This is a genomic window from uncultured Piscinibacter sp. (assembly GCF_937952055.1).
Taxonomy (GTDB): Bacteria; Pseudomonadota; Gammaproteobacteria; order Burkholderiales; family Burkholderiaceae_C; genus Piscinibacter.
In genome coordinates this window covers 869,264-884,362 of the sequence record NZ_CALFYO010000021.1, presented here as the reverse complement: position 1 = coordinate 884,362, position 15,099 = coordinate 869,264, and the positions used below count along the sequence as shown (strand labels likewise).

The following is a 15,099-nucleotide window of genomic DNA, read 5'->3' as shown; positions in this document are numbered from 1 at the left end:
CACTGTCAAAGCGCCGGCAAGAGGCTCAAGCCAAGACGCTGCTGCTACTCCAGGCGGAACAGCGAGTTGGAAAGGATGACCTGCGAAGGTAGGTCGTCGTGACGGGCGCTGCATCGCAGATGCAGGCCAGTGTGGACTTGTTGTCTGGGTTTGCCGAAGACCTGATCGTTCGAGAGAGCGCCGAAGTCTGGCGTCGGTATGTGGACGCCATGCATCGCGCGGCAGCTGCGCAGTCCGGCAGGTCGAACCAGCTCGCCTTCAGTAGCCGACTGCTGGCGGCAGCCCACCGAGTACCCGGTCGGCTTCTGGAATATGTCGACATGGGAGCAGCACTCGCAGCGGCGCGAGGCGGGCCGGATCGAGCGGGCGCGCATCAAGGGTTCCATGCGTCGAGTCTGGCCGGCTCCAAGCTCACGGCGTGAGCCATCGCAGGCGCCGTTGCAGCTCGAATCGGCGATTCGGATCCCCGCCACGGATCGGCATCGGCCCCTCGGTGCCAACTGGCGGTCAGGCAGGGGACAGGCCGCCGGACCGGCCGGAGAGCAAGCAACGGCGCAGGGGGGGTGACCGACTCCTTCTCCGCCAACGAACGAGCCGCCCGCGAGGCGGCTCTTTCGTCCGCACGCATTCACACATCTTTACCCCCTGGCCATGCCGGCTTCACCCCCGGCGGCAAGCATCTCGTTCCATGGGCCCCCGGGGCCCGCCACCACAGGAGCCAGAGATGTCCCGTACCGAAGTCACCGTCGCCAGCCGTCCGACCGGCGCGCGCGGCATGAAGTGGATGCTGTCAGGCATGGTCGTCGCCGTCGCGGCCACCTTCGCACTGTCCGCCTGGGCCATGCCCGGCGGCTACGGCCACCATGGCCTGGGCGAGCGTGGCGGCTACGGCATGATGATGGGCGGCAGCGGCATCGATCGCATGCTCGATGGCCTGAACGCCAGCGACGCGCAGCGCAGCCAGATCAAGCAGATCTTCAAGGCGGCAGCCGACGACCTGAAGGGCCAGAGGGAACAGCGCCGCGCGCTGCGCGAGCGCAGCATGCAGATCATCTCGGCGTCGAATGTCGACGCGGCCGCGGCGGAATCGGTGCGCCAGCAGATGCTGCAGCAGCACGACCAGGCCAGCAAGCGCATGCTGCAAGCCATGCTCGACGCCAGCCAGGTGCTCACGCCCGAGCAGCGCGCCCAGCTTGGCGAACGCATGAAGCAGCGCAGCGCGGTGATGCACGAGCGCGTGCAGCGCATGGAGCGTGAGCGGTCGAAGCAGTGACGGTGAAGTGGCAGGCGTGACGCTATCCTTGCGTGGAGCGACCGCCGCCCTGCCTCCGGGCCGGGCGCCGGTCGCCAACGCCGACTCTCCCTACGCTGTCCGCACCATGAGCTCACGCCTGCTGCTGATCGACGACGATGCCCGACTCTCCGCGATGGTCGGCGACTACCTCCGTCATGCAGGCTTCGACGTGACCACTGCCGGTTCGCTGGCCGCAGGGCGCGAGCGGCTGGCGGCGGAGAGCTTCGACGCGCTGGTGCTCGACCTGATGCTGCCCGACGGCGACGGTCTGGATCTGTGTCGCGAGTTGCGTTCAAACGCGCGCACCCGCGCGCTGCCGCTGCTCATGCTCACTGCACGCGGCGAGCCGCTGGACCGCATCTTGGGCCTGGAACTCGGTGCCGACGACTACCTCGGCAAGCCCTTCGAGCCGCGCGAGCTGCTCGCGCGCATCAAGGCACTGCTGCGGCGCGCCGCACCGCAGCCGGCCGACGACGAGGTGCTGCGTTTCGGTCGGCTGGAGGTCGACCTCGGCGCCCGATTGGCGCGGCTGGACGGCAAGCCCTGCGACCTGACCAGCCACCAGTTCGACCTGCTCGTGGTGCTGGCGCAGAGCCCGGGCCGCGTGCTGTCGCGCGACCAGATCATGGATGCGCTGAAGGGTCACCCGCTGGAGGCCTTCGATCGCTCGATCGACGTGCACATCTCACGCATCCGCGCTGTCATCGAGGACGATCCGAAGGCGCCGCGTCGCGTGCTGACGGTACGCGGAGCGGGCTACGTGTTCGCGAAGAAGCAGGATGCCGACGACGAGTCCTGACCGGTCGGCTTCCGGATGAAGTCGCTCTACCTGCGCATCTACCTCACGGTGGTGGCCGTGCTGCTGCTCTTCGCGGCGGTGTCGGGTTGGGTGTTCCAGCGCCACCTCGAGCAGCAGCGTGAGCGTGTCGAGAGCCTGCTCGGCGACCGCATGGCCGCCTGGGGCGAGCTGCTGCAGCGCTCGCTGCCGGGGCCGACGGCGACACCGCAGGAGCAGGCCGAAGCGGTGCAGGACTGGTCGCAACGGCTGCGTCTGCCGATTGCGCTCGACGACGCGCAGGGTGTGCGCATCGTGGCGTCCGAGTCCTTCCTGCGGCGGCAGGACGAGGAGGGCGCGCGCATCGCCGCGGTACGGCTCGACGATGGCCGCACGCTGTGGATCGTGCGGCCGCGCTTCCGAGGGCCGCCACGTGCCGGCGGGCCACCCGACCTGCGCGGCGGTCCGCCGGGCGCGCTGACCGGCGACGTGCTGCTGCCCTTCCTGCCACCCAACGTGCCGCGTGGGCTGGGCGTGGCGCTGTTCCTCTCGGTGCTCTTCCTTGCCGTGGCCGCCGGTGCCTACCCGGTGGTGCGGCGCCTGACGCGCCGGCTCGAAGCGCTGAAAAGGGGCGTGGAGCGCTTCGGCTCCGGCCAGCTCGATCACCGCGTCGAGGTGAGCGGCCGCGACGAGGTGGCCGCGGTGGCGGCAAGCTTCAACCGCGCGGCCTCTCGCGTCGAGGCGCTGCTGCAGTCGAACCGCTCGCTGCTGGCCAATGCCAGCCACGAACTGCGCTCGCCGCTGGCGCGCATGAAGATGGCAGTGTCCATGCTCGACGAAGTCTCGCCGCAGCAGCGCATCGAGCTCAAGCGCGAGATCGAGACCAACGTGGCCGAACTCGACGCCTTGGTCGAGGAGGTGCTGCTTGCCAGCCGGCTCGATGCGGCGGAATCACTGGACCGGCGGGACAGGGTGGACCTGCTCGGCCTGGTCGCCGAAGAGGCCTCGCGGGTCGACGCCGAGGTCGACGGCCCGGCGCTGCAGGTGCAGGGCGACGAAAGGCTGCTGCGCCGCGCCCTGCGCAACCTGCTGGAGAACGCGCGCCGCTACGGCGGCGCCGAGGTGAAGGTGGAACTGGCACGGTCGTCGCTCGGCGTCGAGGTGCGCGTCTGCGACCGCGGCCCCGGCGTGCCCGAGGGGCTGCGCGAGCGCATCTTCGAGCCCTTCTACCGCCTCCCCGGCCATGCCGAGCAGGCCGGCGGCGTGGGCCTGGGGCTCAGCCTGGTGCGTCAGATCGCGCAGCGCCACGGCGGCAGCGTGCGCTGCGAGGCGCGCCCGGGCGGCGGCAGCGTGTTCGTGCTGGAGCTGCCGACGCTCTGACCCCCGGGGCAAACGAGGGTGCGCGCCGGGGCGGCGCGTGCAGAATGGTGGACCGTCGCTTTCACTCCGAACGGCTCCATGCAGAGTCTGCTCCCGCTCCTGGCCGCACTGGCGGCCTACCTGATCGGCTCGTTGTCCTTCGCGGTGATCGTCAGCCGCGTCATGGGCCTGAACGATCCCCGCACCTACGGCTCGGGCAACCCCGGCGCGACCAACGTGCTGCGCTCCGGCAACAAGACCGCGGCGATCCTCACGCTGGTGTTCGACGCGCTGAAGGGCTACGTGCCGGTGCTGCTGGTGGTGATCTTCGGCCCGGCCTACGGTCTGGGCGAAGGCACGGCGGCGCTGGTCGGCCTGGCCGCCTTCCTCGGCCACCTCTGGCCCGTGTTCTTCCGCTTCAAGGGCGGCAAGGGCGTGGCCACGGCGGCGGGTGTGCTGCTCGGGCTGAATCCTTGGTTGGGGGCGGCCACCTTGCTCACCTGGGTGATCATCGCCGCCTTCTTCCGCTACTCGTCACTCGCGGCGATCGTGGCCGCGGCGTTCGCGCCGTTCTACCAACTGCTCATCTGGGGCGGTGGCTCGACGGCGATGGCCGTGGCCGTGATGGGCCTGCTGCTGATCTGGCGCCACAGCGCCAACATCCAGAAGCTGCTCAAGGGCACGGAGAGCAAGCTCGGGCAGAAGGCTGCGCCCGCCGCCACGGTGCACCCGGGCAAGCATGGCCACGGACGTCACGGCCACGCACACGATCGCCGCCACGACAAGTCGCACGGAGCCAAGCCATGAACCTCGAGCACGGGCTGCATCGCTTCCACGTCGGCGACCGGCTGTCCGAGATGGCGGTGCACAACGGCACCGTCTACCTCGCCGGCCAGGTGCCCGACGATGCCACGCAGGACATTCGTGGCCAGACCGAGCAGGTGCTGGCTGCGGTCGACAGACTGCTCGCCGAGGCCGGCACCGACCGTGCGCGCATCCTCATGGCGCAGATCTTCCTCGCCGACCTGACCGACTTCGACGGCATGAACGCCGTCTGGGACGATTGGGTGCCGCCGGGCGACGCGCCGCCGCGCGCCACCGTGCAGGCCCGCCTTGCGCGGCCCGAGTGGAAGATCGAGGTCGTCGTCACCGCGGCGATCTAAGCGCCGAGCGGCCGCGGGTCCACTGCCCCGACAATACGCGGCTGCGCCGCCCGAGAGGCCGGCGCGACCGCCGTTTCCGAATCACCCCACCGTCATGACCACCCGAGTCCTCACCGGCATCACCACCACCGGCACGCCGCACCTGGGCAATTACGTCGGCGCGATCCGCCCGGCCATCGCCGCGAGCCGCCAGAGCGGCGTGGAGAGTTTCTTCTTCCTCGCCGACTACCACGCGCTGATCAAGTGCGACGACCCGGCGCGCATCGAGAGGTCGCGGCTGGAAATCGCCGCTACCTGGCTGGCCGCCGGGCTGGACACCTCGCGCGTGGTCTTCTATCGGCAGAGCGACATCCCCGAGATCCCCGAGCTGACCTGGCTGCTCACCTGCGTCACGCCCAAGGGGCTGATGAACCGCGCCCATGCCTACAAGGCGGCGACCGACGTCAACCAGGAGGCCGGCGAGGACGTCGACTCCGGCGTGACCATGGGCCTGTTCAGCTACCCCATCCTGATGGCGGCGGACATCCTCATGTTCAATGCCCACCACGTGCCGGTCGGACGCGACCAGGTGCAGCACATCGAGATGGCGCGCGACATCGCGCAGCGCTTCAACCACCTGTTCGGGCAGGGGCGCGAGCATTTCGTGTTGCCCGAAGCGGTGGTCGACGAGCAGGTCGCCACGCTGCCGGGGCTGGATGGCCGCAAGATGTCGAAGAGCTACGACAACACCGTGCCGCTGTTCGAGGGTGGCGCGAAGGGATTGCAGGCGGCGATCGCTCGCGTCGTCACGGACTCGAAGTTGCCGGGCGAACCCAAGGACCCGGACAGCGCCCATCTGGTGCCGCTGTTCGAGGCCTTTGCCGGTGCCGACGAGCGTGCCGCGTTCCGTGCCGACCTGAAGGCCGGCCTGGGCTGGGGCGAGGCGAAGCAGCGCGTGGCGCAGCGCCTCGACCGCGACCTCGCGCCGATGCGCGAGCGCTACGAGCAGTTGATCGCCCACCCGGCGCGCATCGAGGACACGCTGATGGAGGGCGCGCGCAGAGCAAGGGCGATCGCCGCGCCGTTCCTCGCGCAGCTGCGCGAAGCGGTGGGGCTGCGCCGCATGGAGGCCGTCTCGACGACGCCTGTCGAGGCGGCGGCCAGGGTGAAGGTCATGCTGCCGTTGTTCAAGCAGTACCGCGAGGCTGACGGACGCTTCTACTTCAAGCTGCTCGACGGCGACGGCCGCCTGCTGCTGCAGAGCGAGGGTTTCGCCAGCGGCAAGGAGGCCGGCCAGTGGGTCGCGCGCCTCAAGCGCGAGGGTGGGGCGGCGCTGGCCGACGTACCGGCCGCACGCGGCGAGGGCGTCGGCGATCACGACGTGGCGCATGCACTCGCGGCGCTGATGGCGGAGGAATGAAGAACCTCGTCGTCCTGATCTCGGGACGCGGCTCCAACATGGAGGCCATCGTGCAGGCCTGCGCCGCCGAGGGCTGGAACGCGCGCATCGCGGCCGTGGTGAGCAGCCGGTCCGATGCCAGCGGCCTGGAGTTCGCACGCGCGCGCGGCATCGCCACCGCGGTGGTCGACCACCGCCAGCATGACTCGCGCGCGGGCTTCGACGCCGAACTGCAGCGCGTCATCGACGGCTACGCGCCCGACCTGGTGCTGCTCGCCGGCTTCATGCGCATCCTCACGCCGGGGTTCGTGGCGCACTACGCCGGGCGCATGGTCAACGTGCACCCCTCGCTGCTGCCCGCATTCGCCGGCCTGCACACCCATCGCCGCGCCATCGAGGCCGGCTGCAAGGTCGCCGGTGCGACGGTGCACTTCGTCACCTCGGAACTGGACCACGGCCCGATCATCGCCCAGGCCGTGGTGCCGGTGCTGCCCGGCGACAGCGAAGACACGCTCGCCGCCCGTGTGCTGGCGCGCGAGCATGTGCTGTATCCGCGCGCCGTGCGCTGGCTCGTCGACGACCTGCTGCGCGTCGAAGGCGCCACCGTGCGCCATCTGCGCGGCGAACCGCAACTGCTGACCTGATGCATCCGAACGCACTGCTCGAACTCGCCACCGAACTGCTGCATCGCGTGCTGCAGTTCAAGCACCCGGCCGACGGTGTGGTGTCGGACTTCTTCCGCCAGCACCGTGCGCTGGGCAGCCGCGAGCGCCACACACTGGCCGAGACCACCTACGCGGTGCTGCGCCAGCGCCTGCTGTTCCAGCACCTTGCGCAGTCGGGCAAGGGCGAGATGGAGCGACGGCTGGCCATCCTTGGCTGGCAGGGCAACGAGGGCTTCCTGCGCGCCGCGCTGAGCGAGACCGAGCAGCAGTGGCTCGCCCAAGTGCAGGCAGTGGACCGTTCGGCCCTGCCGGAGAAGCTGCGCCACAACCTGCCCGAGTGGCTGGCCGACCAGCTGAAGCTGGAGCTTCGCGAAGACTTCTGGCTCTTCGTCGAAAGCATGGCTGCGAGCGCGCCGCTGGACTTGCGGGTCAACACCTTCAAGGCCAAGCGCGACGAGGTGAAGGCAGCGCTGGCCGCCGCCGGCGTCGAGGCGGAACCGACGCCGTTCTCGCCGATCGGCCTGCGCATCCACGGCAAGCCGGCGCTGCAGAAACTCGACGTCTTCACGCGCGGCGACGTGGAGGTGCAGGACGAGGGCAGCCAATTGCTCGCCCTGATGCTCGACCCCAAGCGCGGCGAGATGGTGGTCGACTTCTGCGCCGGCGCCGGCGGCAAGACGCTCGCACTGGGCGCGGCGATGCGCAATACCGGGCGGCTCTATGCCTTCGACACGTCGGGCCACCGGCTCGCATCGCTGAAGCCGCGGCTGGCGCGCAGCGGCTTGTCCAACGTCTACCCGGTGCAGATCGCGCACGAGCGCGACGAACGGATCAAGCGCTTGGCCGGCAAAATCGACCGCGTGCTGGTGGACGCCCCCTGTTCCGGCCTCGGCACGCTGCGCCGCAATCCAGACCTGAAGTGGCGGCAGTCACCGGAAGGCGTCGAGGAATTGCGCGTGAAGCAGGCGGCCATCCTGGCCAGCGCGGCAAGACTGCTCAAGCCGGGCGGGCGGCTGGTCTACGCCACCTGCAGCCTGCTCGAGGCCGAAAACGAGGCCATCGCCGACGCCTTCAGCGAGGCGAACCGGGCGGCGTTCCGCCCGCTGCCGGCCGAGGAGGCACTGGCTGCCGCGCATGTGGGCCGCGCGGCCGAACTGGCGCGCAGGGGCTGTCTGCGCCTGTGGCCGCACCGGCACGCCACCGACGGTTTTTTCGCCGCGGCGTGGCAAAAGACTTGATTGGCTCCATAAAGACGCCATCTGCGGCGATCTGGCGCATGCAATGCACGTAGTTTCCGAGGGGAAACCGGGCGCGCACCACTTACAATACAAGGCCGTCGCTGTTGGCGGCTGTTTGGGCGGGTTCATGGATATTCTTTCCTCGGTTTGGGGCGGCCTCGTGTCTTGGCTGTCCGGTGGTCTGGTCGATGCCAGCTTGTGGCAGGTGCTGACCTTCACGCTGGTGGTGACGCACATCACCATCGCGGCGGTGACGATCTTCCTGCACCGTTCCCAGGCGCACCGAGCGCTGGACCTCGGGCCGGTTCCTGCCCACTTCTTCCGCTTCTGGCTGTGGCTGACCACCGGCATGGTGACCAAGGAGTGGGTCGCCATCCACCGCAAGCACCACGCCAAGTGCGAGACGGCGGAGGATCCGCACAGCCCGCAGACGCGCGGCATCAAGAAGGTGCTGCTGGAAGGTGCGGAGCTGTACCGTGCGGAAGCGAAGGTGCGGGAAACCGTCTCGAAGTACGGGCACGGCACGCCCGACGACTGGATCGAGCGCAACGTCTACTCACGCTACTCCTGGCAGGGCGTCGGCATCATGTTGATCATCGACCTGATGCTGTTCGGCGCCATTGGCGCCACGGTCTGGGCGGTGCAGATGCTGTGGATTCCGGTCAACGCCGCGGGCATCATCAACGGTATCGGCCACTGGTGGGGCTACCGCAACTTCGAGGCGCCGGATGCGTCGACCAATGTCTCGCCCTGGGGCATCGTGATCGGCGGCGAGGAGTTGCACAACAATCACCACACCTATCCGACCTCGGCCAAGTTTTCGGTCAAACCCTACGAGTTCGACATCGGCTGGGGCTACATCCGCGCGCTGGAGATGCTGGGCATGGCCCAGGTGCGCAAGACGCCGCCGATGCTCAAGCTCGGCGAGATCAAGCCGGTGGCCGACGACAAGACGCTGGAAGCGCTCATCGCCAATCGCTACGAAGTGATGGCCAAGTACGCCACCGAACTGCGCGCTGCCTGCGGCGCCGAACTCGAGCGCCTGAAGGCGCAGGGCGGCGAGAACACCGCGCGTGCCCGGGAACTGCTGTTGGCCAAGCGCTGGCTGCACCGCGACGAGGACAGGATCCCCTCCGAATTGAAGGCTCAGGTGGCGCAGGCTGCGGCGACCTCGCCGTCGCTGGCGAAGCTGGTGGCGATGCGCGAGGAACTGCGCCAGCTGTGGACGCGCACCAACGTCTCGGCCGAGCAACTGGTGGCCGACCTCCAGGCTTGGTGCCGCAACGCCGAGGACAGCGGCATCGCCGCGCTGCAGGAGTTCTCGCGCAAGCTGCGCGCCGCGCACGCCTGAAGCGTCTCAGCCGAAGACGAAAAGGGGTCGCCTGCGCGACCCCTTTTTCTTTGGCCCTGCCTGCGGCCCAAACAAAAGGGCCGCTGACGCGGCCCTTGCTGCCTGGAAGCGCCGAAGCGCTTACTTCAGCTTCATTTCCTTGTACTTGACGTGCTTGCGTGCCTTCGGATCGAACTTCATGATTTCGATCTTCTCGGGCGTGGTCTTCTTGTTCTTGTCGGTCGTGTAGAAGTGACCGGTTCCGGCCGTCGACTCCAGCTTGATCTTTTCGCGTCCACCTTTGGCCATGTCGTTCTCCTAGCTCAGAGCTCGCCCTTGGCGCGCAAGTCTGCCACGACCTGATCGATGCCGACCTTGTCGATCAAGCGCAGCGCGGCATTGCTGACGCGCAGGCGCACCCAGCGATTCTCGGTTTCCAGCCAGAAGCGGCGGTACTGCAGGTTGGGCAGGAAGCGACGCTTCGTTTTGTTGTTGGCGTGGGAGACGTTGTTCCCCACCATCGGGCGCTTGCCCGTGACTTGACAGACGCGTGCCATAGCTCGCTCCAGACTATCCAGTGGAATTCGTGCCGACGGATTTCGGCAAAGACCGCGAGTATAGCTGATTTCCCGCCCGCTTCACTGTTCCAGGAAGCGCTGCGCGTCCAGGGCGGCCATGCAACCGGTGCCGGCGCTGGTGATCGCCTGGCGGTAGACATGGTCCTGCACGTCGCCGGCGGCGAACACGCCAGGCACGCTGGTCATCGTGGCCATGCCGCTGGCGCCGCCCTTGGTGACGATGTAGCCGTCCTTCATCTCCAGCTGGCCCTTGAAGATGTCGGTGTTGGGCTGATGGCCGATGGCGATGAAGCAGCCCTTGAGCGCCAGCTCGGTGGCCGCGCCGCTGCGCGTGTCCTTCAGGCGCACGCCGGTCACGCCCGAGGCATCGCCCAGCACCTCGTCCAGGGTGTGCCACAGGTGCAGCTGCATGGAGCCGCCAGCCACCTTCTCCATCAGCTTGTCGACCATGATCGGCTCGGCGCGGAACTTGTCTCGGCGGTGCACCAGGTGCACCTTGCTGGCGATGTTCGACAGGTACAGCGCCTCCTCGACGGCGGTGTTGCCGCCGCCGACCACGCAGACCTCCTGGCCGCGGTAGAAGAAGCCGTCGCAGGTCGCGCAGCCGCTGACGCCGCGGCCCATGAAGGCTTCCTCCGAGGGCAAGCCAAGATATTTGGCGCTGGCGCCGGTGGCGATGATCAGCGCATCGCAGGTGTAAGTGCCGGAGTCGCCCTCGAGCGTGAACGGCCGCCTGGAGAGGTCGACCTGGTTGATGTGGTCGAAGACGATCTGCGTGTTGAAGCGCTCGGCATGCTTCTGGAAGCGCGCCATCAGGTCCGGGCCCATCACGCCGTCCACGTCTGCGGGCCAGTTGTCGACCTCGGTGGTGGTCATCAGTTGCCCACCCTGGGCGATGCCGGTGACCAGCACCGGCTTGAGGTTGGCGCGGGCGGCGTAGACCGCCGCGGTGTAGCCCGCCGGGCCGGAGCCGAGGATCAGGACCTGGGCGTGCAGTGCAGTCGAACTCATGAAATAACGCCTCAAAAAGGGGAGAAGTGTCGGCAATCACACCACAACTTGAGCTTGCCAGTCTGACCTGGACGCGGAATCCACTGGCGCCACTTCTGGTAATGACGACAATAGTGGCCGGCCGTGAAATGTGGCATTTTCACGCTCGCAGCCGCAACCCGGCGACGCTGCGACCCGCCCCAGAAGGCCGAAACAGAACGAAGGGAAGAACGTATGGCGATGCTCTCCAACCTGGACCTGATCCGGCGTGTGCCCCTGTTTTCGATGCTCACCAACGATCAGGCGCAGAGCATCGCCGACAGCGTCGTCAAGCGGCGCTTCCGGCGCGGCGAGATCATCGTCGAGCACAACAAGAAGTCGAACGCGCTGTTCATCCTGCTCACCGGTCGCGCGCGCGTGCTGACTTCCGACTCGCGTGGGCGCGAGGTCATCCTGGCCGTGCTGCAGCCGGGCGACTACGTCGGCGAGATGAGCCTGATCGACAACGAGCCGCATTCGGCCACCGTGCGTGCCGAGGTGCAGACCGACATGCTGATCCTGGGCCGCGCCGAGTTCGCGCGTTGCCTGCCGGAGAACTCCAGCCTGTCCTACGCCATCATGCGCGGCCTGGTGCAGCGCCTGCGCAGCGCCGACCGGCAGATCGAGTCGTTGGCGCTGCTCGACGTCTACGGACGGGTCGCGCGCGCGCTGCTCGACATGGCCGAGATGGAAGGCGAGGTCAAGCTCATCCGCAACAAGGTCTCGCGCCAGGACCTGGCGAAGATCGTCGGCGCCTCGCGCGAGATGGTCAGCCGCGTGATGAAGGACCTGGAGGAGCGCGGCATGGTCCACACCCAGGAGAACGGCTCCGTGATCATCAAGGAGCAGCTGACCGGCTGAGCCGCCGAGGCGGCCCGGCCGGGCCGCCTGCTCATTGACGGAAGTCGGACCACGGCGTGCCGATGATGCTGGCGTCCGGGGTGGTCGTGGTGTTGGTCACGAGGAAGAAGTCGCGGTCGACCAGCGTGCCGCGTGCCGTGATCAGCAACTCGTCGCCCTGCACGTCGGTGAGGCGCAGCTGGCCCGTCGACGGATCGCCGGTCGCGGTGTCGAACGGTTCGACCTGCGCGATGGCATACACGTCGCTGCCGAGCTGCAGGCTGCCGTTGAGGCGCAGGAGCGTGGTCGTGGCGATGGTCTCGTCGACATCGAAGTTCAGCACTGCGACCTTCTCTCCGCTGACCGTGTTGGTCACCGACACCATGTCCTGGTAGCGCACGAAGCTGCGTTCGCCACCGGACACCGGGGCCGACCACAGTCGTGCCGAGCCGTCCAGGCTGCCCAGGCCCGCCACGGACAGCGCAGTCATCGTCACCGAGGCGTCGAAGGCGGTCGGGTTCTGCTGCGAGTCGAGCAGGATCACGTTGAACACCAGCGCGAAGCTGCCGTTGATGGCCGGCGCGCCGACGGGTTCGATGCAGTTGGCGAAGGCGAAGCTGGCCGAATCGCCGGCACTCAGCCGATTGTTGTTGTCGGCGTCGTCCACCGTGACGGTGAGCGTGCCACCACCTGCGCATTGAAACGTCTCGCTGGCGATGGCTTGCGCCTGCGCTCGCCGTCCGGCCACGAGGTAGGAGGCACTGCGTGCGGCCGCCCAACGGCCCAGCGACGCCGCGCGAGAACGATCGGCGCCAAAAGGCTGCGCCGTCACGACGTCACCGCCGACCGCTGACATCAGCGCCTCGATGGCATCGGTGGACAGCTCGGGGAAGTTGGCCAGCGTCATGTCGGCGCCTGCGGAGGCGGTGCCGACGCGGATCTCGCTGGGGAAGGTGACCGTCGGGGTGCTGCCGCCACCGCCACCGCCGCAGGCGACGAGCGATGCAGCGGCGATCAGGGCGAGCAGGGGGCGGAAGGGCTTCAGCTTCATGGCAACCTCGGGCTGGCAGTGACGAATGGGCCGAGTGTCCGCGAAGACCGGCCCTGGGCACTGAGGGAAGTCACTGTCGGCGCCGATCTCCCCCTGGGCCGAAGGGCGCCGGCCGAGCAACGACAATCCCCCCGTGACGACTGCCCTTGCTCCCCACCGCGCCACCGCCGTTGCCCGCCCCCTGACCGGCTACCGGCCCTACTGGGCCAAGCGCTTCGGCCCCGCGCCGTTCCTGCCGACGAGCCGCGCCGAGATGGACGCGCTCGGCTGGGACTCGTGCGACGTGATCGTGGTCACCGGCGACGCCTACGTCGACCATCCCAGCTTCGGCATGGCCGTCATCGGGCGCGTGCTCGAGGCGCAGGGTTTCCGCGTCGGCATCATCGCGCAGCCCGACTGGCAGTCGGCCGAGCCGTTCAAGGCCCTGGGCAAGCCCAACCTGTTCTTCGGCGTGACCGCGGGGAACATGGATTCGATGATCAACCGTTACACCGCGGACCGGAAGATCCGCAGCGACGATGCCTACACGCCCGGCGGCGTCGGTGGCCGGCGGCCGGACCGCAGCTCGCTGGTCTACGCGCAGCGCTGCCGGGAAGCCTGGAACGACGTGCCCATCGTGATGGGGGGCATCGAGGGCTCGTTGCGCCGCATCGCGCATTACGACTACTGGCAGGACAAGGTGCGCCGCTCCATCCTGGTCGATGCCAAATGCGACCTGCTGTTGTACGGCAACGCCGAGCGGGCCATCGTCGAGATCGCCCACCGGCTCGCGCGGCGCGAACCGGTCGAGCACATCACCGACGTGCGAGGCACCGCGTTCATGCGCCGCACCGACGACCCGACGGCCGAGGGCTGGTTCGAACTCGACTCCACCGAGGTGGACCGGCCGGGGCGGATCGATTCGCACATCAACCCCTACCAGACGACGCGTGAGCAGGCGGCGCAGCAGGGCGGCACCTGCGCCAGGGAAGACGGACCGAACGCCGAGGGCGCAGCCGTCCGGCCGGTCCGCTTCGTGCCCTCGGCCAGCGGCAAGGTCAAGCTGCCGCCGCGCGAGCGCACCGTGATCCGCCTGCCCAGCTACGAGCAGGTGAAGAGCGATGCGGTGCTCTACGCCCACGCCAACCGCGTGCTGCACCTCGAGACCAACCCCGGCAACGCGCGCGCCCTGGTGCAGCGCCACGGCGACCGCGACGTCTGGCTGAACCCGCCACCCATCCCGCTGACCACGGCCGAGATGGACCATGTCTTCGACCTGCCCTACGCGCGCAGCCCGCACCCGCGCTACGCCGACGAGTCCGGCGGCCACGACGGGCCGACCAAGATCCCTGCCTGGGAGATGATCCGCTTCAGCGTGAACATCATGCGCGGCTGCTTCGGCGGTTGCACCTTCTGCTCGATCACTGAGCACGAGGGCCGCATCATCCAGAGCCGCAGCGAGGATTCGGTGATCCGCGAGATCGAGGAGATCCGCGACAAGGTCAAGGGCTTCACCGGCGTGATCAGCGACCTCGGCGGGCCGACGGCGAACATGTACCGCATCGGCTGCAAGAGCCCCGAGATCGAGGCCGCCTGCCGCAAGCCGAGCTGCGTCTACCCCGGCATCTGCGCCAACCTGAACACCGACCACGGCCCGCTGATCCACATGTACCGCCGCGCGCGCGCGCTGCGCGGCATCAAGAAGATCCTCATCGGCTCGGGCTTGCGCTACGACCTGGCGGTGAAGTCGCCCGAGTACATCAAGGAACTGGTCACGCACCACGTCGGCGGCTACCTGAAGATCGCGCCCGAGCACACCGAGGAGGGCCCGCTGTCGAAGATGATGAAGCCGGGCATCGGCACCTACGACCGCTTCAAGCAGCTGTTCGACAAGTTCAGCGCCGAGGCGGGCAAGAAGCAGTTCCTGATTCCGTACTTCATTGCCGCGCACCCGGGCACGCGCGACGAGGACATGATGAACCTCGCGCTGTGGCTGAAGAAGAACGGCTTCCGCGCCGACCAGGTGCAGACCTTCTACCCGAGCCCGATGGCCACCGCGACGGCGATGTACCACTCTGGGCTGAACCCGCTGAAGGGCATCAGCCGCGATGGGCAGCGCGCCGAGAAGGTGGACATCGTGCGCGGCGAGAAGCGCCGCCGCCTGCACAAGGCCTTCCTGCGCTACCACGACCCGAACAACTGGCCGCTGCTGCGCGAAGCGCTGAAGTCCATGGGCCGTGCCGACCTGATCGGCAACGGCAAGCACCACCTCGTGCCGACCTTCCAGCCGGCCACCGACGGCAGCTACCAGAGTGCGCGGCGCAAGAACTCGACGCCCGGTGGCGCGCGCACCTCGCCGGTCACCAAGGGCCGCGTGCTGACGCAGCACACCGGCCTGCCGCCGCGCAAGACGAAGTAGG

At 68.4% G+C, this 15,099-nt stretch carries 16 protein-coding genes; 11 read left to right on the top strand and 5 right to left on the bottom strand.

Annotated elements, in window-relative coordinates:
- Positions 1-44: 44 nt before the first annotated feature.
- Positions 45-386, bottom strand: coding sequence for a hypothetical protein (locus Q0599_RS18430; protein WP_298832483.1), 342 nt, complete (start codon positions 384-386; stop codon positions 45-47).
- Between the two features lie 338 nt (positions 387-724).
- On the opposite strand from Q0599_RS18430, the gene Q0599_RS18425 reads away from it, so the two are divergent.
- The 9 genes from Q0599_RS18425 (at position 725) to Q0599_RS18385 (ending at position 9,223) form a co-directional block, all read left to right on the top strand.
- Positions 725-1,273, top strand: a complete 549-nt coding sequence (locus Q0599_RS18425; RefSeq protein WP_298832481.1) for a Spy/CpxP family protein refolding chaperone — start codon at positions 725-727, stop codon at positions 1,271-1,273.
- A 106-nt stretch (positions 1,274-1,379) separates the two neighbouring features.
- Positions 1,380-2,093: a response regulator transcription factor gene (locus tag Q0599_RS18420; protein ID WP_298832478.1), complete on the top strand. Its 714-nt coding sequence runs from the start codon at positions 1,380-1,382 to the stop codon at positions 2,091-2,093.
- Positions 2,094-2,108: 15 nt separating this feature from the next.
- Positions 2,109-3,449, top strand: a complete 1,341-nt coding sequence (locus Q0599_RS18415) for a HAMP domain-containing sensor histidine kinase (RefSeq protein WP_298832475.1) — start codon at positions 2,109-2,111, stop codon at positions 3,447-3,449.
- A 78-nt stretch (positions 3,450-3,527) separates the two neighbouring features.
- The gene (gene plsY / locus Q0599_RS18410) at positions 3,528-4,235 is read left to right on the top strand and encodes a glycerol-3-phosphate 1-O-acyltransferase PlsY (RefSeq protein ID WP_298832473.1); all 708 of its coding nucleotides are present in this window, start codon (positions 3,528-3,530) and stop codon (positions 4,233-4,235) included.
- Positions 4,232-4,591 (top strand): RidA family protein, encoded by a 360-nt coding sequence (locus Q0599_RS18405; RefSeq protein WP_298832472.1) that lies wholly within the window; start codon positions 4,232-4,234, stop codon positions 4,589-4,591. The genes plsY and Q0599_RS18405 overlap by 4 nt, the downstream gene beginning before the upstream one ends.
- A gap of 94 nt (positions 4,592-4,685) precedes the next feature.
- On the top strand, positions 4,686-5,990 hold the full coding sequence (locus Q0599_RS18400) for a tryptophan--tRNA ligase (protein WP_298832470.1): 1,305 nt from the start codon (positions 4,686-4,688) through the stop codon (positions 5,988-5,990).
- A complete protein-coding gene (purN, locus tag Q0599_RS18395) occupies positions 5,987-6,613 on the top strand; it encodes a phosphoribosylglycinamide formyltransferase (RefSeq protein WP_298832467.1) in 627 nt (208 codons plus the stop codon). The genes Q0599_RS18400 and purN overlap by 4 nt, the downstream gene beginning before the upstream one ends.
- Entirely contained in the window at positions 6,613-7,872 is a 1,260-nt protein-coding gene (locus Q0599_RS18390; protein ID WP_298832466.1) for an RsmB/NOP family class I SAM-dependent RNA methyltransferase, read from the top strand. The genes purN and Q0599_RS18390 overlap by 1 nt, the downstream gene beginning before the upstream one ends.
- 127 nt (positions 7,873-7,999) lie before the next feature.
- Entirely contained in the window at positions 8,000-9,223 is a 1,224-nt protein-coding gene (locus tag Q0599_RS18385; protein WP_298832464.1) for a fatty acid desaturase, read from the top strand.
- Positions 9,224-9,343: 120 nt separating this feature from the next.
- Here Q0599_RS18385 and rpmG read toward each other — a convergent pair whose 3' ends face one another.
- The 3 genes from rpmG to trxB all read right to left on the bottom strand — a co-directional run bounded on the left by rpmG (position 9,344) and on the right by trxB (position 10,791).
- The gene (rpmG, locus tag Q0599_RS18380; protein ID WP_298832462.1) at positions 9,344-9,511 is read right to left on the bottom strand and encodes a 50S ribosomal protein L33; all 168 of its coding nucleotides are present in this window, start codon (positions 9,509-9,511) and stop codon (positions 9,344-9,346) included.
- A 14-nt stretch (positions 9,512-9,525) separates the two neighbouring features.
- On the bottom strand, positions 9,526-9,759 hold the full coding sequence (rpmB, locus tag Q0599_RS18375; protein ID WP_112188296.1) for a 50S ribosomal protein L28: 234 nt from the start codon (positions 9,757-9,759) through the stop codon (positions 9,526-9,528).
- 81 nt (positions 9,760-9,840) lie between these two features.
- Entirely contained in the window at positions 9,841-10,791 is a 951-nt protein-coding gene (gene trxB / locus Q0599_RS18370; RefSeq protein WP_298832458.1) for a thioredoxin-disulfide reductase, read from the bottom strand.
- Positions 10,792-11,004: 213 nt separating this feature from the next.
- Between trxB and Q0599_RS18365 the strand changes: the two genes are divergently transcribed.
- Positions 11,005-11,670: a Crp/Fnr family transcriptional regulator gene (locus Q0599_RS18365; RefSeq protein WP_298832455.1), complete on the top strand. Its 666-nt coding sequence runs from the start codon at positions 11,005-11,007 to the stop codon at positions 11,668-11,670.
- A 31-nt stretch (positions 11,671-11,701) separates the two neighbouring features.
- On the opposite strand, the gene Q0599_RS18360 is transcribed toward Q0599_RS18365, so the two are convergent.
- On the bottom strand, positions 11,702-12,700 hold the full coding sequence (locus Q0599_RS18360) for a hypothetical protein (protein WP_298832452.1): 999 nt from the start codon (positions 12,698-12,700) through the stop codon (positions 11,702-11,704).
- Positions 12,701-12,833: 133 nt separating this feature from the next.
- Here Q0599_RS18360 and Q0599_RS18355 point away from each other — a divergent pair, with 133 nt between their 5' ends.
- Complete coding sequence (locus Q0599_RS18355) at positions 12,834-15,098, top strand: YgiQ family radical SAM protein (RefSeq protein ID WP_298832449.1); 2,265 nt, start codon at positions 12,834-12,836, stop codon at positions 15,096-15,098.
- Position 15,099 lies beyond the last annotated feature (1 nt).

Coding starts and splice junctions, on each gene's coding strand:
- Q0599_RS18430 (WP_298832483.1), bottom strand. CDS start 386: ATGGAACCCTTGATGCGCGCCCGCTCGATCCGGCCCGCCTCGCGCCGC.
- Q0599_RS18425 (WP_298832481.1), top strand. CDS start 725: ATGTCCCGTACCGAAGTCACCGTCGCCAGCCGTCCGACCGGCGCGCGC.
- Q0599_RS18420 (WP_298832478.1), top strand. CDS start 1,380: ATGAGCTCACGCCTGCTGCTGATCGACGACGATGCCCGACTCTCCGCG.
- Q0599_RS18415 (WP_298832475.1), top strand. CDS start 2,109: ATGAAGTCGCTCTACCTGCGCATCTACCTCACGGTGGTGGCCGTGCTG.
- plsY (WP_298832473.1), top strand. CDS start 3,528: ATGCAGAGTCTGCTCCCGCTCCTGGCCGCACTGGCGGCCTACCTGATC.
- Q0599_RS18405 (WP_298832472.1), top strand. CDS start 4,232: ATGAACCTCGAGCACGGGCTGCATCGCTTCCACGTCGGCGACCGGCTG.
- Q0599_RS18400 (WP_298832470.1), top strand. CDS start 4,686: ATGACCACCCGAGTCCTCACCGGCATCACCACCACCGGCACGCCGCAC.
- purN (WP_298832467.1), top strand. CDS start 5,987: ATGAAGAACCTCGTCGTCCTGATCTCGGGACGCGGCTCCAACATGGAG.
- Q0599_RS18390 (WP_298832466.1), top strand. CDS start 6,613: ATGCATCCGAACGCACTGCTCGAACTCGCCACCGAACTGCTGCATCGC.
- Q0599_RS18385 (WP_298832464.1), top strand. CDS start 8,000: ATGGATATTCTTTCCTCGGTTTGGGGCGGCCTCGTGTCTTGGCTGTCC.
- rpmG (WP_298832462.1), bottom strand. CDS start 9,511: ATGGCCAAAGGTGGACGCGAAAAGATCAAGCTGGAGTCGACGGCCGGA.
- rpmB (WP_112188296.1), bottom strand. CDS start 9,759: ATGGCACGCGTCTGTCAAGTCACGGGCAAGCGCCCGATGGTGGGGAAC.
- trxB (WP_298832458.1), bottom strand. CDS start 10,791: ATGAGTTCGACTGCACTGCACGCCCAGGTCCTGATCCTCGGCTCCGGC.
- Q0599_RS18365 (WP_298832455.1), top strand. CDS start 11,005: ATGGCGATGCTCTCCAACCTGGACCTGATCCGGCGTGTGCCCCTGTTT.
- Q0599_RS18360 (WP_298832452.1), bottom strand. CDS start 12,700: ATGAAGCTGAAGCCCTTCCGCCCCCTGCTCGCCCTGATCGCCGCTGCA.